At 46.5% G+C, this 24,349-nt stretch carries 21 protein-coding genes; 9 read left to right on the forward strand and 12 right to left on the reverse strand.

The window, feature by feature from the left end; translation table 11 throughout:
• Window positions 1–149 precede the first annotated feature (149 nt).
• From AC5JL3_RS10115 to ureE, 3 genes are all read left to right on the forward strand, one after another.
• The gene (locus AC5JL3_RS10115; RefSeq protein WP_496074370.1) at window positions 150–635 is read left to right on the forward strand and encodes a DUF4168 domain-containing protein; all 486 of its coding nucleotides are present in this window, start codon (window positions 150–152) and stop codon (window positions 633–635) included.
• A gap of 355 nt (window positions 636–990) precedes the next feature.
• Complete coding sequence (locus tag AC5JL3_RS10120) at window positions 991–1,398, forward strand: DUF4168 domain-containing protein (RefSeq protein ID WP_496074371.1); 408 nt, start codon at window positions 991–993, stop codon at window positions 1,396–1,398.
• Window positions 1,399–1,435: 37 nt separating this feature from the next.
• Complete coding sequence (gene ureE / locus AC5JL3_RS10125) at window positions 1,436–1,876, forward strand: urease accessory protein UreE (RefSeq protein ID WP_496074372.1); 441 nt, start codon at window positions 1,436–1,438, stop codon at window positions 1,874–1,876.
• Window positions 1,877–2,071: 195 nt separating this feature from the next.
• Here ureE and pyk read toward each other — a convergent pair whose 3' ends face one another.
• The 3 genes from pyk to AC5JL3_RS10140 form a co-directional block, all read right to left on the reverse strand.
• Window positions 2,072–3,853, reverse strand: a complete 1,782-nt coding sequence (gene pyk / locus AC5JL3_RS10130; protein WP_496074373.1) for a pyruvate kinase — start codon at window positions 3,851–3,853, stop codon at window positions 2,072–2,074.
• A 273-nt stretch (window positions 3,854–4,126) separates the two neighbouring features.
• A complete protein-coding gene (locus AC5JL3_RS10135; RefSeq protein ID WP_496074374.1) occupies window positions 4,127–5,467 on the reverse strand; it encodes a pentapeptide repeat-containing protein in 1,341 nt (446 codons plus the stop codon).
• Window positions 5,468–5,531: 64 nt separating this feature from the next.
• Window positions 5,532–6,920, reverse strand: coding sequence for a PQQ-dependent sugar dehydrogenase (locus tag AC5JL3_RS10140; RefSeq protein ID WP_496074375.1), 1,389 nt, complete (start codon window positions 6,918–6,920; stop codon window positions 5,532–5,534).
• A 261-nt stretch (window positions 6,921–7,181) separates the two neighbouring features.
• Here AC5JL3_RS10140 and AC5JL3_RS10145 point away from each other — a divergent pair, with 261 nt between their 5' ends.
• Window positions 7,182–7,343, forward strand: a complete 162-nt coding sequence (locus tag AC5JL3_RS10145; protein WP_496074398.1) for a chlorophyll A-B binding protein — start codon at window positions 7,182–7,184, stop codon at window positions 7,341–7,343.
• A 255-nt stretch (window positions 7,344–7,598) separates the two neighbouring features.
• On the opposite strand, the gene AC5JL3_RS10150 is transcribed toward AC5JL3_RS10145, so the two are convergent.
• The 5 genes from AC5JL3_RS10150 to AC5JL3_RS10170 form a co-directional block, all read right to left on the reverse strand.
• On the reverse strand, window positions 7,599–7,865 hold the full coding sequence (locus tag AC5JL3_RS10150; RefSeq protein WP_192219224.1) for a hypothetical protein: 267 nt from the start codon (window positions 7,863–7,865) through the stop codon (window positions 7,599–7,601).
• Window positions 7,866–8,436: 571 nt separating this feature from the next.
• Entirely contained in the window at window positions 8,437–8,802 is a 366-nt protein-coding gene (locus AC5JL3_RS10155) for a cupin domain-containing protein (RefSeq protein WP_192219223.1), read from the reverse strand.
• A 40-nt stretch (window positions 8,803–8,842) separates the two neighbouring features.
• A complete protein-coding gene (locus tag AC5JL3_RS10160) occupies window positions 8,843–9,139 on the reverse strand; it encodes a hypothetical protein (RefSeq protein ID WP_496074376.1) in 297 nt (98 codons plus the stop codon).
• A gap of 352 nt (window positions 9,140–9,491) precedes the next feature.
• On the reverse strand, window positions 9,492–10,046 hold the full coding sequence (locus AC5JL3_RS10165) for a single-stranded DNA-binding protein (RefSeq protein ID WP_496074377.1): 555 nt from the start codon (window positions 10,044–10,046) through the stop codon (window positions 9,492–9,494).
• A 283-nt stretch (window positions 10,047–10,329) separates the two neighbouring features.
• On the reverse strand, window positions 10,330–12,870 hold the full coding sequence (locus AC5JL3_RS10170) for a sugar phosphate nucleotidyltransferase (protein WP_496074378.1): 2,541 nt from the start codon (window positions 12,868–12,870) through the stop codon (window positions 10,330–10,332).
• A gap of 444 nt (window positions 12,871–13,314) precedes the next feature.
• Here AC5JL3_RS10170 and AC5JL3_RS10175 point away from each other — a divergent pair, with 444 nt between their 5' ends.
• Together AC5JL3_RS10175 and AC5JL3_RS10180 are read left to right on the forward strand one after the other, a co-directional pair.
• Window positions 13,315–13,506, forward strand: coding sequence for a hypothetical protein (locus AC5JL3_RS10175; protein ID WP_496074379.1), 192 nt, complete (start codon window positions 13,315–13,317; stop codon window positions 13,504–13,506).
• 17 nt (window positions 13,507–13,523) lie between these two features.
• On the forward strand, window positions 13,524–14,318 hold the full coding sequence (locus AC5JL3_RS10180) for a cobalt-precorrin-6A reductase (RefSeq protein WP_496074380.1): 795 nt from the start codon (window positions 13,524–13,526) through the stop codon (window positions 14,316–14,318).
• Window positions 14,319–14,593: 275 nt separating this feature from the next.
• Here the strand turns inward: AC5JL3_RS10180 and AC5JL3_RS10185 are convergent, their stop codons facing one another.
• From AC5JL3_RS10185 to tig, 4 genes are all read right to left on the reverse strand, one after another.
• The gene (locus AC5JL3_RS10185) at window positions 14,594–15,448 is read right to left on the reverse strand and encodes an alpha/beta fold hydrolase (RefSeq protein ID WP_496074381.1); all 855 of its coding nucleotides are present in this window, start codon (window positions 15,446–15,448) and stop codon (window positions 14,594–14,596) included.
• Window positions 15,449–15,556: 108 nt separating this feature from the next.
• Window positions 15,557–16,903, reverse strand: a complete 1,347-nt coding sequence (gene clpX, locus AC5JL3_RS10190) for an ATP-dependent protease ATP-binding subunit ClpX (RefSeq protein WP_496074382.1) — start codon at window positions 16,901–16,903, stop codon at window positions 15,557–15,559.
• Window positions 16,904–16,913: 10 nt separating this feature from the next.
• The gene (gene clpP / locus AC5JL3_RS10195) at window positions 16,914–17,606 is read right to left on the reverse strand and encodes an ATP-dependent Clp endopeptidase proteolytic subunit ClpP (RefSeq protein ID WP_496074383.1); all 693 of its coding nucleotides are present in this window, start codon (window positions 17,604–17,606) and stop codon (window positions 16,914–16,916) included.
• Window positions 17,607–17,857: 251 nt separating this feature from the next.
• Window positions 17,858–19,300, reverse strand: coding sequence for a trigger factor (gene tig, locus AC5JL3_RS10200; protein WP_496074384.1), 1,443 nt, complete (start codon window positions 19,298–19,300; stop codon window positions 17,858–17,860).
• 456 nt (window positions 19,301–19,756) lie between these two features.
• Between tig and AC5JL3_RS10205 the strand changes: the two genes are divergently transcribed.
• The 3 genes from AC5JL3_RS10205 to AC5JL3_RS10215 all read left to right on the forward strand — a co-directional run bounded on the left by AC5JL3_RS10205 (window position 19,757) and on the right by AC5JL3_RS10215 (window position 23,933).
• Complete coding sequence (locus AC5JL3_RS10205) at window positions 19,757–20,806, forward strand: aspartate-semialdehyde dehydrogenase (protein WP_496074385.1); 1,050 nt, start codon at window positions 19,757–19,759, stop codon at window positions 20,804–20,806.
• Window positions 20,807–20,947: 141 nt separating this feature from the next.
• On the forward strand, window positions 20,948–21,832 hold the full coding sequence (dapA, locus tag AC5JL3_RS10210; RefSeq protein WP_496074386.1) for a 4-hydroxy-tetrahydrodipicolinate synthase: 885 nt from the start codon (window positions 20,948–20,950) through the stop codon (window positions 21,830–21,832).
• 343 nt (window positions 21,833–22,175) lie between these two features.
• Complete coding sequence (locus AC5JL3_RS10215) at window positions 22,176–23,933, forward strand: ribonuclease J (RefSeq protein WP_496074387.1); 1,758 nt, start codon at window positions 22,176–22,178, stop codon at window positions 23,931–23,933.
• Window positions 23,934–24,349 lie beyond the last annotated feature (416 nt).

Below are 24,349 nucleotides of genomic sequence, written 5' to 3' on the forward strand. Positions count from 1 at the left end.
TCGTCTCGTTGTTTGAAATCAATTTTGACACTTCAAATCATGAAACATCCATTTCATACATCCCAAGGAACTTCTGCCCCGTAAAATAGTTCAGAAAAACTAGCCCTCTATGGTTTTACTTAATTGTTTCTTGGTCGCACGCGATCATCATGATGACTTTATACTGTTCTCGCCGTCGTCTTAACCGAACCTTCTCCCAATTCTTCGTTGTGGGGGCACTTGCTACAATGGGTTTGCTTTCTGGACTCACGCCAGAGTACTCCAGAAACTCCCAATCCTTTGTCTTCAGTTCAACGGCTTATGCTCAAGAGGTTAGTGCAGAAGAAATCACACGCTATGCACGAGCCGTCTTGGCAATGGAGCCACTGCGTCAACAAGCCTACAGCGAAATCAAGCTGATCATTGGCTCTGGGAACATTCCCGACATTGTTTGCGGTCGTCCGGCAAGCATCACAGCGCTCCCGGCTGGAGCGCGAACGATCGCCCTGAACTACTGTAACCAGTCTTCAGCCATTGTGGCAAATTTCTTCCCCAGAGGAAAGACTGGTCGATTCAATGAAATTACAACTCTCATGCAAAGAAACCAAGGTTTACACGCACGGATTCAAAGTGAATTACGACGCCTCCAACAATAAAATTTTTGCGGGATTTGTCGGATTGACATGAGTCTTTAATGCCGGAGCAAAAGGCAAGACAAGTGGTTTTTTTCATTCTTGCCATAAAGAAAAAGAGGAACTTTACCTGTCAACTATTGACGTTTTGCAAGGCAATATCGAAAGATAGAGGCACGTTTTTAAGGATTTCACATTTCCTGTGCCACCTGCATTTATGAAGAACCCTTTTGCTCTAATGTGCCAAACTTGCTCCAGCCAAATACTGAGGCGTGCGAGTGTTGCCGTAGTGAGTCTACGTTCATTCCTTCCCACTAGCTACGGTACCTCAGCCACACAGCTATCCCGCAGGGAGTCGTTAATCAGGGTTATCTTGTCTATGGCTTGGCTGCTTGGAGCCACAGCGATTATATCGAGCTGTTCTTCTAATTCCGCCTCAGAGACTCCCTCCCCCATCGCCACTGTGACAACAGTTAGCGTTGAAGAAGTAGAAAACTACGCTAAAGCCGTTTTAGCGATCGAGCAAAGCCGTCAAGCAGCATACAGCGAAATCCAGCAAATCATCAACGAGGAGCAGGTTCCTAACTTTAGCTGCACCCAAGCTGACACCATTTATGCTCTACCAGGTAATGTTCGAGACATTGCCGTGAACTACTGCGAACGAGCCAAAGACATTGGTGAAACTCAAGGATTGACAATGACGCAATTTAATGCAATTACTGTGACTGCTCAATCAGATTCGGAGTTACTCAAACGAATTCAAAATGAATTGGTTCGCCTCCAATGATCGTTGGGTGCTTAAACACTAAGTTCTTTTTGTCGCAATGCTGACTCTTACACAACGGTTGCCTACAACGGAGGAGGTAGCATTTAGCTTTACCCTCTCGCTCACTGCTGAGGAACGTACCCGGACACGCCATCGTTTTGATACAGCTGATGGTAAGGAAGTGTATTTGCGCCTACCCAGAGGAACTGTTTTGCATAATGGGGATTTACTGCAATCTGAGGATGGCGACGTGGTTGTTCGGATTCTTGCTAAACCGGAACCTGTGCTAACAGTGACATCTCAGATCCCAGTGGCTCTAATGCGAGCCGCTTACCATCTGGGTAATCGCCATGTACCCATAGAGGTTGCTCCTAATTATGTACGGTTGTCTCCTGACCATGTGTTGCAGACAATGCTGGAACACTTAGGAATGCAGGTAAAAGAGGAAGTCGTACCCTTTCAGCCAGAAATGGGGGCTTATGGGCATAGTCACACTTGAGGGAAAATATAGCAGTCGCTATAGCGACTCTTGACTCTCGCTTTCATACAGAAACAAGACCCGTCAACCTTTTGCCTTTTGCCATAGGAGGAGAGAACGTTCTGGTTCAATACACTTACTCCCTTCCCGATAGAAGAATATCTAGGGATGGGGAGTTAGGAGTATTTAGCGCAAAGAATCGTTCAACCGCACAGGCTAAACCATCAGCACTCCATTTGCTGGACTTGCGCCAATTGCACCAGAATAAACTAAGCCGCGATGGGTATCTAGTGTCAAAATGGCGCCATCCCGAATGATTTGGGTAGCATTCTTGACACCAACAATTACTGGCACTCCGAGACGTAAGCCAATCACGGCAGCATGACTCGTTAGACTTTCGTCTTCTGTAATAATTCCAGATGCCTTACGAATTGCTTCGACATAATCAGCATTAGTTGACGAGGCGACGAGAATTTCTCCTGGGTTGAAGTTTCCCACGTCCATAGCGCGATGAGCCACACGAGCAAGGCCACTAACCGAACCTTGACCAATACCAATTCCTTGACCAAGAACAGCGGTTACAACCTCAACTTTAATCAAGTCGGTTGACCCCGGAACGCCTTGGAGTGTACCTGCTGTCATTACCACTAAATTCCCCTCTGCCAGAAGTTGCTTTTCTTGAGCGACGTTAATTGCCGCTTGGAAGGTTTGACCTGTGGAGGGTAAATCTAGCACTAATAAGGGTTTGACTCCCCATACAAGTTGTAACTGTCGTGCAACATCAACGTGGGGTGTTATTGCCAGAATGGGTGTGAAGGGTCGGAACTTGGAGACATTACGGGCAGTAGCACCTGTTTTTGTTAGTGTCATAATCGCGGAGGCTTGTAATTGCTCGGCAATTTGACCAACAGCCTGGGAAATCGCATTGGGAATCGAGCGTCGGGTGTCCTCGGTTTTGCGACTGATTTGTTCCCGCTCAATCCTTACAGCAATTCGCGCCATTGTCTCTACGGCTTCAACAGGGTATTTCCCGACAGCGGTTTCATTCGATAGCATCACGGCATCGGTACCATCGAGAATCGCATTCGCAACATCGGATATCTCAGCACGAGTCGGTCGAGGTGAGTGAACCATGCTGTCCAGCATCTGGGTAGCGGTGATGACCGGAATTCCCAAGCGGTTGGCTGTGGCAATCAGTCGCTTTTGCAGGATAGGGACATCCTCGGCTGGCAGTTCAACCCCCAAGTCGCCTCTGGCAACCATCACGCCGTCACACAGAGAGAGAATCGCCTCCATTTGCTCGATCGCTTCGTGCTTTTCGATCTTGGCAATCACGGGGACCTGTTTCCCGGCACTAGCAATCAGTTCTTTGATTTCTAAGACATCTTGAGGGTTACGGACAAAGCTTAACGCCACCCAGTCAACTCCTTGATCCAGACCGAACATTAAATCCTGCCGGTCTTTATCGGTCATCGCCTTAATGGATAAGTAGACACCGGGGAAGTTCACGCCTTTGTTATTGGAAAGGGTGCCAGCGACGACGACGCGACAGTGCAAAGCACGTTTAACTTTGTCTACTTCTTCGACATACATTTCGACTTTGCCGTCATCCAGAAGAATTGTTGCTCCGGCTGGCACTTCATCCGCTAGTGGTTCGTAGGTAACGCAACTCATTTCTTGGTTACCAAGCATGAATTCGCTTGTTAAGGTATAGCGATCGCCTTTATTGAGGACAATTGGGCCTTCCTCAAACTTGCCTAAGCGAATTTTCGGTCCTTGTAAGTCTTGTAAAATCCCAACTGGCTGATTGAGTTCAAATGCAGTTTGGCGTATCAGACGAATACTGCGCTGGTGGTCTTCATGAGTGCCGTGAGAGAAATTGAGTCGTAAAGTAGTGGCACCTGCTTTGATCAGCGCTTTCAGAACGTCTGGGCGACTGGTGGCAGGGCCAATCGTGGCAACAATCTTAGTTCGACGCAGAGAATTTTGCAGTTGCATAAATGGAGATGCTTTTTGTGAGCAAAGGGAAGTGACCTTGGCACGGCACGATAGAGCAGATTATCTCAAGTGTCAGATGACGCTCTTGACAATCAGTGGAGGATATCTGGCTATAGTCTCACAGATTTTTGCCCCGTTGCTATCTACTGCCTAACTCCACTCCATTCTTCTAGCTGTAGCTTACGCTATCCGGCATCTTCGACTCTTTCAAGTTGAAGCAAACAAGATAGGACGGCTTGCAGCTTATACATACACTGAGTGACTAGGCGACTACTATCGGTTAAGCCCAATGACACCTTTGAGTTTTGCCTCACTCAGATTAGCACCACTGAGATTGGCATTAACCACTGAAGCAAGCTCTAAGTCCGCTTGATTTAGATTGGCAAAACTCAGATTAGCATCCGTCAAGTTTGCCCCCCTTAAGTCGCACAGGGTTAAGTTGGAGTAAGTTAGGTTTGCCCCCGTCAACTGGGCACTGATAAGACCTGCGCGTTCTAGGGTTGCTCCTACCAAGATAGCCTTCGTTAAGTCAGCAGAACGCAGTTGAGCTGACCGTAAGTCAACACCAGTCAAGTTGGCATTAGTAAGATTAGCACTGTGTAGGTAAGCAAACTGAAGTTTAGCTGCTGTGAGTTGGGCATTTGTGAGGTTTGCGATCGCAAGTTTGGCATTTGTCAAATCAGCACGCTCTAGATTTGCCGCACTCAGATTAGCACGGTTCAGACCCGCACCCTTCAACGTCGCCCCGGTAAGCTTAGCACTACTCAAATTCGCTCTCTGGAGATTAGCAGCAATTAAACTCACATTCACCAGTGATGCCTCAGTGAGGATTGCCGCATTCAAGTCAGCTTCATTTAAAGAAGCTCCCTCTAAATCAGCACCGCTCAAGTTCACACTATCAGCATTTGCTGTATCCAGATTTGCCCCATTGAGCAAGGTGTAACTCAGATTTGCCCCGCTGAGTTTAGCAATCTTCAGTTGTGCATTTTGTAAATTTGCCTCAGAGAGATTCGCACCTGCCAGGTTAGAACCAGTCAAGTCAACCTCGCTCAAGTCCGCCGCTGCCAGAGTTGCATAATCGAGTTGGGCTTGGGCAAGGTTAGCATTAGTCAACAGCGCACCTGTAAGGTCAGCCGCCGATAAGTTAGCCCCCTGAAGGTTGGCTTCTTGCAAATCAGCAACAATTTCCTCAGAGTCCTCTTCTTTTAGCCCTAACTTTGCCTGCCTCAAATTGGCACCTTGAAGGTTAGCTTCCGTTAGCTGGACACCGATTAACTTAGCACCGCTGAGATTAGCACCGGCGAGGTTTGCTCCTCGAAGATTTGCCCCATCTAGGTTCGCACCACTTAGGTCTGCTTCCAGGAGATTAACATCACTAAGCTGGGCGTCCCTCAAATCACACTTAGGACAAGCCTTAGTATTCAGTAGTTGTTCAAGATGTTTGGGATTGGCAGCATTAGCAGTGGTGGCAAACCCTTGGCTAATTAAGCAGGTAGACACAAAACCTAAGACACCATAGGCTAACCCCCCCCTTATCCCCTTGACTAAGGTGAACGTTGAAAAGAAGGCAGAAGGCAGAGGGCAGAAGGCAGAAGGCGTAAGAAAAATTTTCATCCCAACGTTTGTGAGCTTTTGTCTCATGGTGTCTAACAACTAACAACCAACCACCAACAACTAATCATCCACGATACTGAATGCGGTAAATGCGGTTATTCGCTTCTTCAGTCAATAACAGGCTGCCATCAGGTAGTACTAGTAACCCAACTGGGCGTCCCCAAGTTGTTGGTCTAGAAGGATCGAGGAGAAACCCAGTCAGGAAGTCTTCGTAATAGCCTTGAGGCTGTCCAGAGGCATCAAAGGGAACAAAGACGACTTTGTAACCAGTGCCTTGGTCGCGGTTCCACGAGCCACGAAAGGCTACAAAGGCACCATTACGATATCTTTCAGGAAAGGTTTGTCCATCATAAAACTGTAATCCCAAGGCTGCTGAGTGAGCTTGGAACAGGACATCGGGAGTTGTGGTTTGGGCTACCAAGTCAGGACGTTTGCTTTGCCCGTTGGTTGCTTGACGTGGGTCGATACGATTTGGTGTCAGGTAGGCATAGGGCCAGCCGTAAAATCCCCCCTGTTGTACGCGGGTGAAGTAATCGGGTACCAAGTCATCACCCAAACCATCTCGTTCATTAACCGTGGCATAAAGTTCGCCTGTAGTGGGGTGAAAGTTCAGTCCGACTGGATTGCGTAAACCGTAGGCGAAAGTTTGTTGGTTGGAACCATCCAGGTTCATAACCTGTACAGAGGCACGAGGCAGTGGTTCTTCATCAACATTTGAGCGTGAACCAACCGTGACGTAGAGCTTTCTGCCATCGGGTGCGGCGACTACGTTACGTGTCCAGTGCTGGTTATATCCACCAGGGGTGAGGTCAGCAATTTTTTGCCCTCCGCCATTGAGTTGCTGTTGACCTGGAGTATAGCGGTAGCGCCGCACTTCACCCGTATTAGCGAGAAAGAAGGTGTTACCCGCAAAGGTCATACCAAAGGGAATGTCTACACCATTTTGCGCGGTAGCAAAGGTTTTGTTGACATCGGCAACGCCATCACCGTTGGTGTCGCGCAGGATACGAATGCGGTTTGCCCTTGTTTCGGTTACCAGTACATCACCACTGGGTGTCAAGGCAAGCCAGCGTGGAGCATCCAAACCGTCAGCATAGACGTTGACTTGGAAACCTGCTGGTACCTTCAGGGTTGGGTTTTGCGGTATGTCGATGACGTTGGGTGACTTGGAGGCGCTATTGGTAGCGAAGGGTTCCGGTAAATTGTCGAGAGTAATTTGAATCGGTTGAGGCGTTAGTGGCTGAGTACGAACACGGTTTTTTGTTGGGACAGCAGTTTGCTGTTTGGGCTGGGTAGGTGTTTCAGCGGGTTGCTGTGCCGTTTGAGGGGATTCCTCAGAGGGAGATTGTTGTGCCTGTGATGAGGTTGGTTCTACGATTGAGCGATTAGGTAAGCTACAGGCAGTAGGGGCACTCAGGAGAAGCAGGAGTGTCAGGAAACGCAAGGGTTTCATGGCAAAAATTGGTATATTGCGACTTATTTCCAGGGTAGTTGTTGAGATTGGAAGTGGCGCGAGAGACTTTGCCTTTTTGCAAGGAGGCGCAATGCTCTCCTGAACTCCTGAACTTCTGTGTTCTTCTTGTTCAATGGTGCTACTCAGCAGCACGATGGTTCTGGAAGCGATCGCATTTCTACTACCAGATTTATCTCGAAGTGAATCTAAATAAATGTTGCTTTTTATTTAAAATGAGGTTAAATTTTATTACAGAGAAGGATTCCTAAATTTACAGTAATGCAAGAACAAAAGCCTAAGTTTGGTTTTACTCCTTTTGCTGAAACCTGGAATGGTCGTTTGGCGATGCTAGGCTTCGTGATTGGTTTAGCGACTGAGTGGATTACAGGGCAAAACATTCTGCAACAAATCGGCTTGATGTAATCAGTCAGTGCTGTCTTATTGATAAAAAGACACGGCTCTGAGTTCTAGTTCAGAGATGCAGGAGTATAAAAGCGATCGCTCTAGTTGCGTCTGTCGTAACAGGGATTATTGAAATTCTAGTTTTCTAAGTCTTGCGGCTAAGGGGGGTAAAGAGGTGGCTCTTACTCCCCTTTTTCTTGCTGTATATGGTTACGGGAAAGATTTAGCGTAATGTCCAGCCGTTACCGAAACTCGTTTCCCTGAAAACCAAGTAATTTAGCGAGTTGTGTAATACCGAAGCATTGTAACTATCAAAGCGCCTTTCAGTGCAGCATCTAGTTGCTTTACAAACAGCACCGCCGCCTGAGTGTCGTTACTCAGTTCAGATAGAAGTCGAGCGGCTTTGGAGACTTCTTTAGAGTGATTAAATGCCCATTCCTCATAGTGTTGCTGATTGGCAAGCACTTCGTCTACTGCCTCTTTGCCAAAAAGCTCTCGTAACTCTATCCACTCACGCCGCTTCACTAGCTGACTCTCATTCAAGAATATTTAATACGCTTTTAGGTTATCAGATCGGCAGCGCGATCGGAAAAACATGAAGGCACGGCTCAAGAAAGCGACACAATCGTGGTAACCGCTATCCCTACTGTTGAAGAAGCCTTCAGTTTTTTTGTAGTATTGTTATTTAAAAATCTACCATCAAACTAGATTAGGAACAATTCCCTAACACCCGATTCTCACTTAACTTTATTTTGCAATGTTAATAGTAGTTATCCTCAAAAAGTAAACTTACATTTCATTTGCTTGTATCTAGAAGAGAGAGTAGGTACATTAGTAATTGAAGCTACAAAGCTTCTCTGACAGAAACCACAGCGAAGTTCACATTCAAGAAAAGAGGTAAAAAACCGCTGTTTTATCTAACATCTGTCTCATTAAACAACAACATCAGCGCTCAACTGGAAAACTGATATTTCCTCAGCTAGAAAACTGGGAGCAATACAATTGAACGGGTTAGTTCATTGCAACTCCGCGTTAAATTGCTCAAAAGAGGAAATCAAGCGGTAGGTCTAGATTGAGTGCTGTTGTTGTTTTAAGCTTTCTAATTTAGCAGCAGTTACATCTGGTAAACTGTCTCGTCTTCCTCTCGCCAAGCTGGATCAACAATGCAGATGAATACTAAGGGTTCTACTCCAGAATTACGGATAAACTGCTTGGCATTTGGGGGGATGTACACCGCATCTCCCGGTTCCACTTTCTGAATTTCATCATCAATATACATCTCACCTGTGCCAGTGAGGATGTAGTAAACCTCAGACGTTGTTAATGAGTGCGGTGCCGAAGTTTGCCCCACAGGGACGGTTGCGTGTGCCAAGCTATAACGCAACTCTAGTGGTTGCTTATCTGGGTGCAACAACTCTCTGAGTTGCGTACCATCCCCCGCAATGAACTCTACACAAGCATTTAGCTTTTGAACCAGCATAACCTGTTAGCCCTGATAACCACATAAGCTAGGCTACAGCCTAAGTGGCACTCGCCTGATTATTTCTATTTCTGGAACAATAGTCTGAACAGTAAATTGCTGCCTCAGTATTGGCATCGGAGGGATGCACCGTACATTTAAGGCGATGGTCGTTAGTGAAGAACTGGCAATTCGTGCAAGGGATTTGATGCAAGCGTTTGGCAGTCACTACACCTTCTTGAACGGCTGACAAGACTGTCAAGAAGAAGAGAATGATTAACCCCCAGGTTAGGCAGAAGCACAGAGGCACTAGAAATGGCTGGAGGCTATGAACCAGTGGATAAAGAAGTTGAAACACGACCTATTTTTTGTAGGAGGAACGATTATAAATAAAAATAATTGAATTTATAAGTTTTTGCAATCATATTAAGGGGCAATCCTGGCTTATCTAGATGTAAAGTTTAGCCAGGTGCGATCGCAAAAGTGTCACGCCCTTCTATTGCCGTTGTACCCAAGACAAATTTCCCACTGAATAGTCTCAGCAGGATTGGCAAGGTAGTAAGATTCGGTTCTTTTCCTAAGGCAATGTTGCCTGTGCAGTTATAGCAGTAGCCACGAATGTTAGGAAATTAAGGGGAGAAGAGCGTTCCTTAACTAGAGCCGATTTGACCCAAAGCTGACCGCTGAAAGCTGACTGCTGATAGCTATAGCTAGAAGGGAATATCATCCAAATCTTTTTGGCTATCTGCATTACCAACAGGAGCCGTCTTTACTGTAGCGGGTTCAAACATTGGCTCAGAATCATAATCGGCTTCAAAATCACTCCTATCGGACATCGGTGCTGATTGCCGAGGTGACCTCATTGGTACGACAACATTGTTAGATTTTGGAGGAGAGGTGGGGGCTGGAGCCTCATAAGACGATGTTGCTGGTACTGCGACATGTGGCTCAAAGCTAGTGTCAGCGCCTAGTTTGTGAATCCGAGACGCAGTGAGTTCAGCACGTTTTTCCTTAAACCCCTCTGGTCGGTCAATTGTATTCATGTTAAGGCGACCTTCAATGATTATGCGATCGCCTACTGAATAATTTTCTTTAATTTCACTGGCAAAGTTACCCCAACCTACTACTTTTAAAGTTGCTGGAGGATCTTCTGCTCTTTGTCCTGGAAACTGAACTAGCATCTGGGCAATGGGAGTTTGATTATCAGAAGTATAACGAAGTTCTGGATCTTGAATGATCTGTGCCATTATGATACAGGTGTTCATAGTTCAAGTCTCCTGGCGCTTTTAGTAATCAGCCTGTTCTTGTGCCTACTTCAGTAGCAATTGTTACTGTGCAATCGTTGCTATTAGCCGACAGCTTAGCAATTTATCCCAATAATAGGCAAAAAAGGATAAAGGAGTCCGCCCAATGTTCAGCGTCCTCCTCATCCATGATAGAACAAGTGTACCAAAGCCGTCGGTCTAGCGATCAGGAGAGCCGTCTCAGTTGTGCGACAAATCTTCAACTGAATGCCAGTAACTTAGGCTCCGGAAGGCACAGCGGATTCTATAATAGAGCTTCCGCTTTGGGGGCCTCTGTCCCCTCCTCTTGTTCAACAAACTCTTGAACGTAGCTGCGATACTTCCTCAAGGTATTATCTGCCCACTCCCTATCATCACTATTGGCAAAGATATGTACCAGAGGCTCTCCAGCATCCGGCAAAATCAACACCCAACTATCATTGAGATGGTTGACAATCTTCACTCCATCAATCAGTTCTAGATTCTCATTGGAATGGGTTTCTACGAGATAACGCATTAATGCCCCCTTCACCGTCCAAGGGCAGCGAACCGTATAAGTTTTGTGGGAAACGCGAGGCAGTTCTGTGCGAATTTGAGCTAGCGATCGCTCTTGCACCGTCAGCATCTCAATCAACTTGGCGATACAGAACATCGCATCAAAGCCGGGATGGAGTTGTGGGAAAATAAAGCCCATGTCCCCACTTCCTCCCAATACCACATTAGGATTAGCCTGAGCTGCCTCCATCAGGGCTGTAGGATTCGCTTTCGTCCGAATCACTCGACCATCATGACGCCGCGCAATTTGCTCCACTGCACTTGATGCGTGTACAGGTACGACTACAGTCCCTCTGGGATGAGCCGTCAACATTACGCTCACCATCAGCGCCGTTAACATCTCACCTCGTACTGGCATTCCCGATTCATCCACTAAAATCAGCTGTTCTCCATTCGCTGATACTTGGACACCAAAATTTGCTCTCAGTGCCTCGACTACATGACCTAACTGAGTCAGCAATCCTTCTCGTTCAACTGCCGAGAGTGACATTTGGTTCAGACTGGCATTGAGGACAACGGCATCACAACCAAACTTTGCCAGTAGTATCGGGAGAATAGCACCGGAAACCGAGTAACCATAGTCAATTACAACCTTGGAGCTACTGTGACGAATTGCCTCTATATTTAAACTCTTCTCAAAGCCTGTGCTGTAGAGGTCCATGACTTGGCTAGGGTAAGTAACATTGCCAATTTCATGAATTTGCGATCGCCGCAAGTCTTCCTTAAAATACGCCCCTTCAATCTTCTTCTCTTGCCCTTTAGAGATATTGATTCCCTTGGCATCAAAGATTTCGATGAGAATGTAATCAGGGCGATCGGGATGCACTCGCACATGAATTCCACCAGCTACAGAAAGCGTTGGGATAATCATGCGAGTAATCGGAATGGCTGTCGCCTCCAAGTTCTGGACATTGACACCCACAGACATCAAACCCGCAATTAAAGCCCGTGAAACCATCCGGGATATACTCCGTTGGTCACGGGATATTGCTACTTGGGAACCGGATTTTAAGGTAGAACCATAGGCAGCTCCCAACTTCACAGCAAATTCTGGGGTAATATCAATGTTCGCTAATCCTTGAACACCCCGTTGACCGAAGAGATTGCGTTGTGCTGTATTGCCCCAAATTAAGTTAATATTTAGCGTTGCCCCAGATTCAATCCTCTTACTCGGCCAAACCCGCACATAAGGGCTAACTTGTGCTTCTTCCCCAACAGTTGATAGAGGACCAACAACAGCACCCTCCAACACATGAGCGCGACGGTCTACACGAGTACCCCGGCAAATCACGCAAGCACGGAGATGAGCTTCCTCGCCAATGATGGCACCATTCCAAAGAATTGGACGCTTCAAGTCAGCGTCAGTGGCGATAGTGACGTTATCACCAATGACTGTTCCTGCCTCAATCGTGACCCGTGCGCCAATCCGACAGTTGCTGCCAATTAGCACTGGAGTTTGAATCCTAGCCGTCGGGTCAACGAATGTATTCTGACCAATCCATAATCCCGGCTTATGCTCCTTGTAAGCATAATCTAGCTTTACCTTTTGCTGTAATGCATCGTACTGCGCTTCACGGTAAGCATCCAGATGACCAACATCACACCAATACCCTTCAGCAATATAGCCGTACATTGGCTCATCTTTTTCCAGCAACAAGGGAAACAAATCTTTCGAGAAGTCACTTTCCATATTGACCGGAAGATAGTCCAGGACAGAAGGTTCCAGAATGTAAATTCCAGTATTAACCGTATCTGAAAAAATTTCGCTCGTAGACGGTTTTTCTAAGAACCGTCGAATCCGCATTTGTTCATCCGTGATGACGACGCCAAACTCAACAGGATTGGGAACACGGGTCAACACTAATGTTGCTTTTGATTTATTGCTTTTATGAAATTCAATGGCAGCGGTCAGATCAAAGTCGGTGATACTGTCGCCACTAATTACTAAAAATGTGTCATCTAGTAATTCAGCAATGTTTTTTACGCACCCAGCAGTACCTAGAGGCTGGTCTTCCTCGACGGCGTAAGTCATTTGTACACCAAAGTCACTACCGTCTTGGAAGTAGTCTCGCATGACATCTGGGAGATAGTGCAGTGTCGCTACCACCTCTGTAATCTGATGTCGCTTGAGTAGGTTGATAATGTGTTCAGCGATGGGTCGATTGAGAATCGGAACCATCGGTTTGGGAAGATCACAGGTCAGCGGCCTGAGACGTGTTCCCGAACCGCCAGCCATCAGCACTGCTCGCATAAGTCCTCCTATTTTGGGCGCTCTACGGTGTTATATCGTAATGATTTACATTCCGCTTTTCTTTAATAGTCTCTTATGATGGTAAAACTTACGATATCCTCCACAAGACGCGACTTACTCTGAAGATCGCGCTTTTCTTTGTCACAGGCAAGTTTTATCAATGAATTAGAAAGGAGGGGAGAACCAAGACGTTCAGGAGTTTAGAAGGTCTTTCCCTCCACAACTGGGCAATGGAATGGATAGACTAGAAACTGGATCAATGCTACTTTGACCTGTCTTTGGAATCAATTCCGTAGACTCCCCCACGCTAGGCGAATGTTTGATTTCACTTTTGAGGAACCCGAAGCGCCTACAGCAAGGTAGTTTTATTGATACGTGCGGAAATTGACTCAAAGAAAAGCTTGGACGGCGTTAACTTAGTCAGTTGTCATGGAGTTGATTTAGATGAAAGCAATAATTGTTTTGGCTTTGTTGGGGATTTATGGCTACGGTGCATGGAAGTTTTGGAAGGGTTTTGAGCGGACTAACTTCAGCCGGAGTTTGCCTAACCGGATTCGCTTGTCTCTGCTGTGGCCGGCTTTGATTGTTACTAATCAGTCCTATCGCAAAAACTTTAATAGAGCTTTGAAGGGTTAAGTACTACTGGATAATTGTTGATTAGTGAACGTCTCTGGCTGATTGGTGGTACGACTGAGAGTGCTGAGTTGGCGGCTGCGATCGCATCCCTGAGCCAACCTTGTACAATAACTGTGACAACACAAGCCGCTCAAACTCTTTATCCCAAAACTCCTGTGTTGCAAGTTTGGGTAGGGCGCTTAGATGCCGATCAGCTAGAACAATTTTTGCAGGAACAGCGAATTGCTGCTATCCTCGATGCTTCCCATCCTTATGCGGTGGAAATTTCTAAGATGGCGATGAGGGTAGCCACTAAACGCCAAATCCCCTATCTACGCTTTGAGCGCTTAGCTGTTGACAAGCCAACCGAGTCCTTCCCAGTGATTTCGTTAAATAGCTTTGAGGCGCTTGTAGCAGGTGATTACCTTTACCAGCAACGGGTGTTACTTACCGTTGGCTATAAAGCTTTACCTTTATTTCAAAACTGGCAAGACAAAGCAACGTTATTTGCCCGGATTTTACCAGCCGTAACGTCTCTCGAAACTGCGATCGCATCAGGATTTAGCCCAAATCGAATCATTGCTTTGCGTCCTCCCATAACGGCTGAGTTAGAAAAAGCCTTATGGCAGCAGTGGAACATATCCCTTGTTGTAACAAAAGCTTCTGGTAGAGCTGGGGGAGAAGAGATTAAGCGAATTGTTGCGGCTCAATTGGGTATCCCGTTAATCATTATTGCTCGTCCAGCTATTGACTATCCGCAGCAAACTAGCGATTTGTCAGTAGTGTTGGAGTTCTGTAAGCGTTATGTAGCACCAGTATCAGTAGGAAGTTAAAAATTTATCCGGAAAGTAGCGTCTACCCTTGGGAATAAAGATTTAGTAGATGCACCCTGATACTACCCCCAGTCTTTATAGGCTAGGGGTTTTATTATTTTCAAATAGCGTTCTGCTATTGCACTGGAAGACAGAAAATTGCGAAGTAGGTAGACACAAATAAACGAAGGTATGTCAACAAAGTTAAGAGACTAAAATCCTCTTCCCTTCTGCCGTCTGCCGTCTGCCGTCTACCTTGCCTCAACAGTAAATATTAATACCGACCTACTGATCGCTTAAGCTGTAGCTGGAGAGCCTATACCCAAAAACTCTCGTACCTTTTCCAGGTAAATCTCTGGTTTCTCTAACATCGGGAAGTGAGCCGTACCGGAAATCTCAAAATACTCGATTTTTTCACTCAACTGTGCTGCCCGACGCCCCAACTCTGCTGGGATAATCTTGTCATATTCGCCAGAAATAAGAAGTGTCGATACACTAAGCCTCGCAAACTCTTGAGGCATCACTTCAGCAGCATATTTGCTTACCGATGTCAACATTGTTCCCAAAGCGGCTGTGTAATCTGCGACAAGGTAATCTTCCAAAAATGCACGACTGATTGCTGAAGGTAACGGACGGTGCAAAAATCGCGCCATGAACAATGAACCAGCAAAGGGTACGTGCAAGAACCAGCGAGGACGAAACTTAACAACATAACCGCCAATTTTATGGAAAGCAGTAAAGGATTTCTCTTCGTATTCAAAAACGCCGCTACAGGTTAAAATTGCCCGTTCTACTCGTTCTGGATAGCGATTGAGGAACAACGCCGCCGCAGAAGCACCCATTGAGTGAGCGTTGAGATAAACTCGCTTGAGTTCTAGAGCATCTAACAACACCGCCAAATCTTCGGCGTACTCCTCCATTTCGTAGAGTAACTCTATCGATGTTTCAGGTAAACGCGATCGCCCAAATCCTCGCAAATCATAAAGTAAGCAATCAAATGTATCAGATAGGGCATTAGCCGTACTTTCCCAATAGCGAGACGAACCCCCCCAGCCATGAACAAAAACCATCACTGGCTTTTGTTCAGAGGTTGTTGATTGGCATATCCATTCGTAGTGATGTTCGACACCGCGAACGTTGATTAGAGGCATTGTTTGTTGTTTGTTATTCGTTATTTGTTATTTGTATTTGTGATTATTGCTCAAAAACTAAGTACTCTCAAGCAATCACATCTATCAACAACTAAGAACTAACAACAACTACGCTGATTCTGGTTTGGGTAGGGAAGAGGGATGTACCAATAATTCAGCCGTTGAGCGCTTCTCTACCATCTCCCGTGTAACAGTGCAACGGGTTACATCCTTACGAGAAGGTAGCTCATACATTACATCCAGCATTAATTCTTCAACTATGCCGCGTAATGCTCTTGCTCCAGTTTTACGGCGATAGGCTTCTTGCGCGATCGCACGAATTGCATCTGGCTTGAAATCCAACTGCACACTGTCCATCTTCAGCAGTTTCTGATACTGCTTCACCAGTGCGTTACGGGGTTCCGTCAAAATCTCCATCAACGCTTCTTCGTCGAGGGGGTCAACCACCGCAACCATCGGCACACGCCCGATAAACTCCGGAATCATGCCAAACTTGACCAAATCATCCGGTTCTAAATGCCGCAGAACATCCGCTGCCCGCTTTTCCTTCGTTTGACCTTCCCCTGGCTGAACAAAGCCCATAGAGCGCTTTCCAATGCGCTGCTCTACTACCTTATCCAGACCAACGAATGCGCCACCGCAAATAAACAGGATGTTGCTTGTGTCAATCTGAATGCAGTCTTGATAAGGATGTTTACGCCCACCTTGTGGGGGTACATTTGCGATCGTCCCCTCTAACATCTTCAGCAAGGCTTGCTGAACGCCCTCACCAGAAACATCCCTTGTAATTGAGGGGTTTTCACTCTTACGGGCAATCTTGTCAATTTCGTCAATGTAGATAATCCCTCGTTGGGCTTCCTCTACATCAAGATCTGCCACTTGCAACAGTCGCAGTAAGATATTTTCAACATCTTCCCCGACATATCCTGCTTCTGTCAGCGTTGTCGCGTCTGCCACAGCAAAGGGCACATCCAAGACACTCGCTAACGTTTGAGCCAGCAGCGTTTTCCCACAACCCGTAGGGCCCATCAGGAGAATGTTCGACTTTTGCAGCTCAATACCATCCTCCGTAGCTGCTTTGCCATGGTTATGGTTCTTCGACTGGACAAAACTCAGACGCTTGTAGTGATTGTAAACGGCAACCGAGAGAACTTTTTTAGCTTCGTCCTGACCAATCACATGCTCATCGAGATACTTTTTCAGTTCCCTCGGCTTGGGAATCTGAGTTAACGAGAGACCAGAAGCACGAGTCCGGCGCTTTTGAGGCGGTTCTTTAGGGGGAACTGGCTGAGGTGTTGGAGTACTCGAATCAAGCAACTCCTCATCTAAAATTTCGTTACACAGGTCAACGCACTCATCACAGATGTAGACTCCCGGTCCGGCAATCAACTTGCGTACCTGCTCTTGAGACTTGCCGCAAAACGAACATTTTAGATGGGAGTCGTATTTAGACATAAGAAGCCTCTTACTTGATAGGAGTAACAGCAGCTTCCGATGAAGGAAGGTTCTGCCTGGTGATGACCTGATCAATCAGACCGTAGTTTTGTGCTTCCGCCGCTGACATGAAAAAGTCGCGCTCAGTATCCGCTTCGATTTTTTCGATGGGTTGACCTGTGTGATGAGCGAGTAAATTGTTCAGCGTCCGTTTGTGGTAGAGAATTTCTTTGGCTTGGATTTCAATATCAACAGCCTGCCCTTGGGCACCACCAAGAGGCTGGTGAATCATAATCCGAGAACTGGGTAGTGCCATACGCTTACCAGCAGCTCCGCCTGCAAGGAGAAACGCTCCCATGCTAGCGGCTAAACCAAAGCATATAGTAACAATATCCGGGCGAATCTGCTGCATGGTGTCATAAATCGCCATACCTGCTGTCACAGAACCACCTGGAGAATTGATGTACAGTTGGACATCCTTTTCTGGGTCTTCAGCGTCTAAAAACAGGAGTTGGGCAACAATTGAGTCAGCAACAGTATCGTCTACTGGTGTTCCTAAAAATACAATACGCTCTCTTAAAAGCCGTGAGTAGATATCGAAAGCCCGTTCACCCAGACCAGACTGCTCTACGACCATCGGGACGATGTTGCTGGGAATGACGGAGTAAATCTCCGGGGAACTCAAGCTGGTGAATTGGTAGTCAGAGGACTGGGATTGCAGCATAAAAGAAACGTTAAGGCATCATAGTTGACAGTGGTGCTGTACAAGCCTACTCACAGGATAACTTCCCAAAAGATAGCTTAGCTCAAGGCACCAACCATTCTTCTAGTGACCATTATGCCTCAACTGCATAAGGACTAACTTTCCGGGTTACCGAAAAAGTTGTGGGGTGAGTCTTCTTTAAGTCACGACTCACCCCCTACATCGATCAACAACAAAAACTGAACTGAGTGTTAAGACTAGTTCAAGACTCCTTATTCCTCTGGGGTTGACTCTGCTTCTACGTCAATGGTTTGAGTAGAGGCATCAACCTCCTCTTGGGAAGTTGCTTCTGCTTCTGTTTCTTTAACTTCTTCTAATGCTTCGACCGCTTCAGTTGTTAAGGAACCTTTGGGTACCAGTTCAATAGTCGCGTGTTCTTCGAGCCATTTAATCGCTTTCTCTTTGAGTAAATCCGACTCGACTACTTCACGCACCCGCGTTGGATCAACACTTTGTCCAGCAAACTGCTCCAGCAATTCTTTAACTTTGGCTTCAATCTCCTCCGGTTCGGCGGTGAGAGATTCGCGCTTGGCAACTTCCTGAAGTGCCAAAGACTGCCGAAGTCGCAGAATTGCATCAGGACGCGATCGCTCTTTAAGCTGTGGCATCATTTCAGCCGTGAATAGCTTACGGATATCCATCCCGTAGCCTTCCATCTGCATCGCTGTTTGTGTCAAAACCGTCTCGATTTCCCGCTCAATCATTGTTTCGGGAAGGTCAATTTCAACCTTCTCCAGCAGTGCTTCTACTAGCGCTTGCTCTTTACTTGCAGCTGTTTCTTCCTCGGCTTTTTCCCGAAATTGCTTTTCTAGGGATTCCCGTAACTCTGCCATTGTTTCCACTTCACTAACTTCTTGAGCAAAGTCGTCATCTAACTCTGGCAATTCTTTTTCTTTGAGTTCCTTAAGGGTGACGCTGAAAACCCCTGAGTTGCCTGCCAAATCTTCTCGCGGATAATCGTCAGGAAATGACACAGGGACTTCTTTTGTTTCTCCGGGATTCATCCCGACAATCCCCTTAACGATGTCCTCAATAAACTGTCCTTCCCCTAGTTCAATTTGAAAATCAGTTGCCTGTCCTCCTTGGATTTCCGTTGATTCTTCGCCTTCACCCGTTAATCGACCGGCATAATCGACGACGGCTACATCTCCCATCTGTGCCGGACGAGATTCTACAGGGATAAGGGTCGCTTGCTCAGTACGGCGCTGTTCTAAGAACTTATCAACAGACTCTGGGTCAGGCTGGGATTCCTCGGCTTGAACACTTAAACCGTTGTAATCACCTAAATGAACTTCCGGCGGAACATCAACCGATGCCGAGAACGTCAGCGGTTCTCCCGGTTGAAATTGGCTAGTCAATTCTTCATAGGTGGAGATTAGCTTGTAGTTCCCCAGCGCTTTAATCGATTCTTGCTCGATCGCTTGCTTGAGACCATCTTGAACTAAATCTTCGAGAGCCGCTTCCTTGATTCGTTGTGGACCCATCCGCTGAAGCAAAATCTGGCGCGGTACCTTCCCTTTACGAAACCCAGGAATGTTGGCAGAGCGGGCGAGGTTTTGCACGACCTTTTCGTAGGCTTTTTTGGTCGTTTCGGCGGGAATTTCAATTTCCAGACCGAGCTGGCTCTTCGGCAGTCTTTCCTGAGTAACTTTCATTGATGCTTTGGTGTCAGACAACTTAAATAGATTCTTCGTTTCAATGATTCGGGACGGATAATTCAACAGATGCCTGATTTAAGAGGGGCATTTCGAGGGATGAATGTAGGCCTCTCGTGATATCCTAGGTTTTGCAACCAGTAAGTATAAGCATCTAGCAGTTTTTCCCTTGTGGTCGCCTTGGAGACAACCCTCTTGGCTGTCCTTGTGGTTTCCGTATCTGATGATAGTACATTAGGAGCGCGTGGCGAGCGTTTGCGATCGTAGAGCGTATACCCTACCCTTCGAGAACTCAGAATTTCAGGTCTTTTTAGGATATCGCTGTACTCAGGCAAACAAAACGTCCAAACTCACGGAAGAGTAACTAATAAGCTTAAAAAAAATTAACAACTTTTATCGGCTCTTCAAGCCAGTGTTGGAAGTATCTCTTGATTTGATTTGGTGGAGGAAATTAATTTGTCTTTTCAAATTCGTGTTGCCATCTTAGGAGCAACGGGTGCAGTAGGTACAGAGTTATTGGAATTACTGCATAGCCGCAACTTCCCCCTTGCCGATTTGAAGCTTTTGGCATCACCCCGCTCTGCTGGGCGTACAATCTCCTTCCAAGGCGAAAATCTGCCAGTGGAAGCGGTATCAGACCATTCGTTTGATAATGTTGATTTAGTCTTAGCCTCAGCTGGAGGAGCAACCTCAAAAGCATTTGCTCCCAAAGCTGCCGAAAAGGGTGCAGTTGTCATCGACAACTCCAGTGCCTTTCGTCTTGACCCAAAAGTGCCTCTGGTCATTCCTGAGGTGAATCCTGAGGCAGCAGCAACCCATCAAGGAATTATCGCCAATCCCAATTGCACGACAATTTTGATGGCAATGGCGGTTTGGCCCCTACATCAGGTACAGCCAGTGCAACGAATTGTTGCGGCAACCTACCAATCGGCTAGTGGTGCTGGCATGAGGGCGATGGAGGAAGTCAAAGCGCAAGCGGAGGCGATTTTAAAGGGTGAAACCCCGCCTACAGAGTGCTTTCCTTATCCTTTAGCCTTTAACCTCTTCCCCCACAATTCACCCCTGAATGATCAGGGGTACTGTGAGGAAGAAATGAAGATGGTCAATGAGACGCGCAAAATTTTTAATGCGCCTCAGCTAAGAATCAGCACAACTTGTGTACGGGTTCCTGTACTACGTGCTCACTCAGAAGCGATTAACCTAGAATTTGGGCAGCCCATGCCAGTAGCAGAGGCACGAGAAATATTAGCTAATGCTCCTGGAGTTCGACTGGTGGAAGACTGGAAGGCAAATTATTTTCCAATGCCAATTGATGCAACAGGTCGTGATGAAGTACTGGTAGGTCGGATTCGTCAAGACCTTTCTCATCCCTGCGGTCTAGAACTTTGGCTTTGTGGAGACCAGATTCGTAAAGGTGCTGCATTGAATGCGGTGCAAATTGCCGAGTTGCTAGTTGCCCGAAACTGGCTAAAACCGATGGCGGCAACGGCAACGGTTGCTTATTAAGTGAAAAGTAATTTAAGTAAACTTGAAACCCAAGAAGCATATAGATGAACATAAATGGTTGAGTGTCACCATCATGACTTTTCGGATAGGCTCTAAAGAACGGCAGCAATACCAAAAAAGCCAAGGAGGAATGAAAAGAGGGTGAGCAATTTTGGACGTGTGCTGACGGCAATGATCACGCCATTTACAGAAAATGGCAGCGTGAATTATGAGGTTGCAGAGCAGCTAGCGGTTCATTTAGCTGATAACGGCACGGATACTCTTGTGGTCTGTGGCACTACGGGTGAATCTCCGACTCTAAGCTGGGATGAGGAGTATCAGTTATTTCAGGTGGTGCAAAAAGCGGTGGCAGGTAAAGCCAAGGTAATTGCAGGCACAGGGTCGAATTCTACCGAAGAAGCGATCACAGCGACGCAAAAAGCCGCTAAACTAGGATTAGATGGTTCATTACAAGTCGTTCCTTATTACAACAAGCCACCCCAGTCAGGGCTTTATCAGCATTTTCAGGCGATCGCAAAATCCTGTCCTGATTTTCCCTTGATACTCTACAATGTTCCCGGTCGTACTGGTCAAAATCTCCAACCGGAGACCGTTGCCCGCTTAGCCGATATTCCGAACATTGTTGCCCTTAAAGAATCTACGGGTAACTTTGACCAGGCAAGCCAACTACGGCGCTTGACACCAACGGAGTTCGCTATCTACTCAGGTGACGACTACTTTACCTTAGCGATGCTGGCTGTTGGAGGTACTGGTGTCGTCAGTGTTGCGAGTCATCTAGTCGGCAACCAGCTTCAACAGATGATCCAAGCCTTTCAATCTGGTCAAATCAAGGTAGCAACAGACATCCACTTAAAACTTTTTCCCCTATTTCAAGTTCTCTTTTGCACAGCTAATCCCATCCCTCTCAAAGCAGCGCTGAAACGACAAGGTTGGGAAGTAGGCTCACCTCGCCTACCGTTATCGGAACTGCCAGATGACCTTGCAAAAAGCTTAGAGGATGTTTTGATTGAGCTTTCTCTACTTTAAATAAGCCAGATATTACTACAAACTTTTCACCAAAAAACAAACAAATCTTTCTTATGGATAACTCTTGATAGTTACTACATCATTCCTCTTCCAGCCGTTTCGCACTCTCTAATTGTTGCTAACAGCTAGGAGATAGAAAAAACAATAAAGCACACGTTTCAGCCATCATCTCCTTTTTTGCGTAATGCCGGAATGATTATCGGTTTAAAAGGTTTTGATGATTCTGAGAAGGCTGATGCTTTTGCCAACGCTGCCGCGCTTTCTTTAAACTTACCCAACACTTACCCACCGCACAAAAGCGGGAACTTTTACTCACATGAAAACACAACCTCAAAGGAGGCAAATGACTAATAAAGAATCCACACCCGCCCTAAAAATTATTCCCCTCGGCGGGCTGCATGAAATCGGTAAGAACACCTGTATTTTTGAGTTCAATAACGAAATTGTCCTTATAGATGCAGGACTTGCCTTCCCCAACGATGAAATGCATGGCGTCAACATTGTCCTTCCCGATATGACCTATCTGCGGGATAATCGTGACAAAATCAAGGGCATGATTGTCACCCACGGACACGAAGACCATATCGGTGGGATTGCCTACCACCTAAAGCAGTTCGACATTCCTGTCACGTATGGTCCACGTCTAGCTATGGCATTGCTACAAGGCAAGCTCGAAGAAGCAGGTGTGGCTGATCGCACGGTATTGAAGACCGTCGAACCTCGTGAAATGGTGCGAATTGGCACTTCGTTCGTTGCCGAATTTATTCGCAATACTCACTCCATCTCTGATAGCTTTACTATTGCTCTTCACACGCCAGTTGGTATCGTGATTCATACGGGTGACTTCAAAGTTGACCACACGCCAGTAGATGGTGAATTCTTTGATTTTCAAAGACTGGCAGAACACGGTGAAAAAGGTGTTCTCTGTCTATTGAGTGATTCCACTAACGCTGAGGTTCCAGGACATACACCCTCAGAACGCTCTGTTTATCCGAATCTTGACCGCGTCTTCGCTCAAGCACCCGGACGATTACTGGTGACGACATTTGCTTCATCGGTTCACCGGGTGAATATGATTCTGGAACTGGCGCAAAAACACAACCGAGTTGTCTCGGTGGTTGGTCGCTCGATGCTCAATGTCATTGCCCATGCTCGTAATCTTGGTTACATTAAGTGCCCAGACAACTTGTTTGAGCCGTTACACGCTGTTAGCAATCTACCTCCAGAAAAGGTACTGATTCTCACAACAGGCTCTCAGGGTGAACCAATGGCGGCAATGACGCGCATTGCTAACCAAGAACACAGACAAATTAAAGTCCGTGAGGGCGACACGGTGGTATTCTCAGCTAACCCAATTCCTGGTAACACCATTGCTGTGGTGAATACCATCGACAAGCTGATGATACAAGGAGCCAATGTCGTCTATGGTCGCGACAAGGGAATTCACGTTTCCGGTCACGCTTCTCAAGAAGATCAGAAGCTAATGATTGCCCTGACTCGACCGAAATTCTTCGTTCCAGTTCACGGGGAACATCGGATGCTGGTTCAGCACGCCAAGATGGCGCAGAACATGGGTATCCCTGCGGAAAACACGGTGATTATCAACAACGGTGATGTCGTGTCGGTAACGCCGGATAGTATTGGTGTTACTGGCAAAGTTCCATCTGGAGTTGAGTTGGTCGATAGAAGCGGTGTTGTTCATGACAGCGTGCTCAAAGAACGACAGCAGTTAGCAGAAGACGGTGTCGTGACTGTTGCCGCTGCTGTGGATTGGGAGGGCAAACTACTTGCCAAGCCAGAAATTCACCTACGGGGGGTTGTCTCGGCAGTTGAGAAGTCCTTGTTACAACAGTTGGTGATAAAGACGATCGAGCGGACATTAAGCGATCGCTGGACAGAATTTGCTAAGTCCTTTGAGGGAGAACAAGCTGAAATTGATTGGGTAGGCTTGCAAACACAAATTGAGCGTGACCTCCAGCGTTTAGCTCGACGTGAACTTCAGAGTTGCCCCTTGTTAGTCTTCTTACTGCAAAGTCCGGAGGAGCCACCCATTAAGGTAACGGGTAGACGCCGACGCTCAACAGCTAAGGTAGCCTCCTAAACACTGATTCAGTAATCAAAATCTGAGTAAGGGCTGTTAATCACTAACCACATAGGACTGACCCACTACAACACCGTGTAGGGTCTCGGCAATGCCCCTTGCTGACAACTTATTAACTCGGAAAAGACTGGCTTAACATTGGGAAACATTCCAGCGTCAAAGCCAGTCTTTTTACTTATGCCGTTTACAAACGTTATCAGTTATGCTGTTAAGTGTTGTTACTGAACCACTACGCCAAACTTTACTCAAAGTTCAGTGAGATTACTCAGGCACTATTCTTGTGGTTTCAGAGAACATATCAACAAGCAGGTCAACTTTAAAAATTTTCATAAACCTGACATTCATAGTCGTTGCCATCAATAGGCATTTTCACCCATTTACTCCTGCTGTTGACTAAATGTACCTGATAAATCCTG

The organism is Symplocastrum torsivum (genome assembly GCF_059505465.1).

Coding starts and splice junctions, on each gene's coding strand:
- clpX (WP_496074382.1), bottom strand. CDS start 16,903: ATGTCTAAATACGACTCCCATCTAAAATGTTCGTTTTGCGGCAAGTCT.
- AC5JL3_RS10170 (WP_496074378.1), bottom strand. CDS start 12,870: ATGCGAGCAGTGCTGATGGCTGGCGGTTCGGGAACACGTCTCAGGCCG.
- AC5JL3_RS10175 (WP_496074379.1), top strand. CDS start 13,315: ATGAAAGCAATAATTGTTTTGGCTTTGTTGGGGATTTATGGCTACGGT.
- AC5JL3_RS10135 (WP_496074374.1), bottom strand. CDS start 5,467: ATGAAAATTTTTCTTACGCCTTCTGCCTTCTGCCCTCTGCCTTCTGCC.
- tig (WP_496074384.1), bottom strand. CDS start 19,300: ATGAAAGTTACTCAGGAAAGACTGCCGAAGAGCCAGCTCGGTCTGGAA.
- pyk (WP_496074373.1), bottom strand. CDS start 3,853: ATGCAACTGCAAAATTCTCTGCGTCGAACTAAGATTGTTGCCACGATT.
- AC5JL3_RS10215 (WP_496074387.1), top strand. CDS start 22,176: ATGACTAATAAAGAATCCACACCCGCCCTAAAAATTATTCCCCTCGGC.
- AC5JL3_RS10120 (WP_496074371.1), top strand. CDS start 991: ATGGCTTGGCTGCTTGGAGCCACAGCGATTATATCGAGCTGTTCTTCT.
- AC5JL3_RS10140 (WP_496074375.1), bottom strand. CDS start 6,920: ATGAAACCCTTGCGTTTCCTGACACTCCTGCTTCTCCTGAGTGCCCCT.
- AC5JL3_RS10155 (WP_192219223.1), bottom strand. CDS start 8,802: ATGCTGGTTCAAAAGCTAAATGCTTGTGTAGAGTTCATTGCGGGGGAT.
- clpP (WP_496074383.1), bottom strand. CDS start 17,606: ATGCTGCAATCCCAGTCCTCTGACTACCAATTCACCAGCTTGAGTTCC.
- AC5JL3_RS10185 (WP_496074381.1), bottom strand. CDS start 15,448: ATGCCTCTAATCAACGTTCGCGGTGTCGAACATCACTACGAATGGATA.
- AC5JL3_RS10165 (WP_496074377.1), bottom strand. CDS start 10,046: ATGAACACCTGTATCATAATGGCACAGATCATTCAAGATCCAGAACTT.
- ureE (WP_496074372.1), top strand. CDS start 1,436: ATGCTGACTCTTACACAACGGTTGCCTACAACGGAGGAGGTAGCATTT.
- AC5JL3_RS10115 (WP_496074370.1), top strand. CDS start 150: ATGATGACTTTATACTGTTCTCGCCGTCGTCTTAACCGAACCTTCTCC.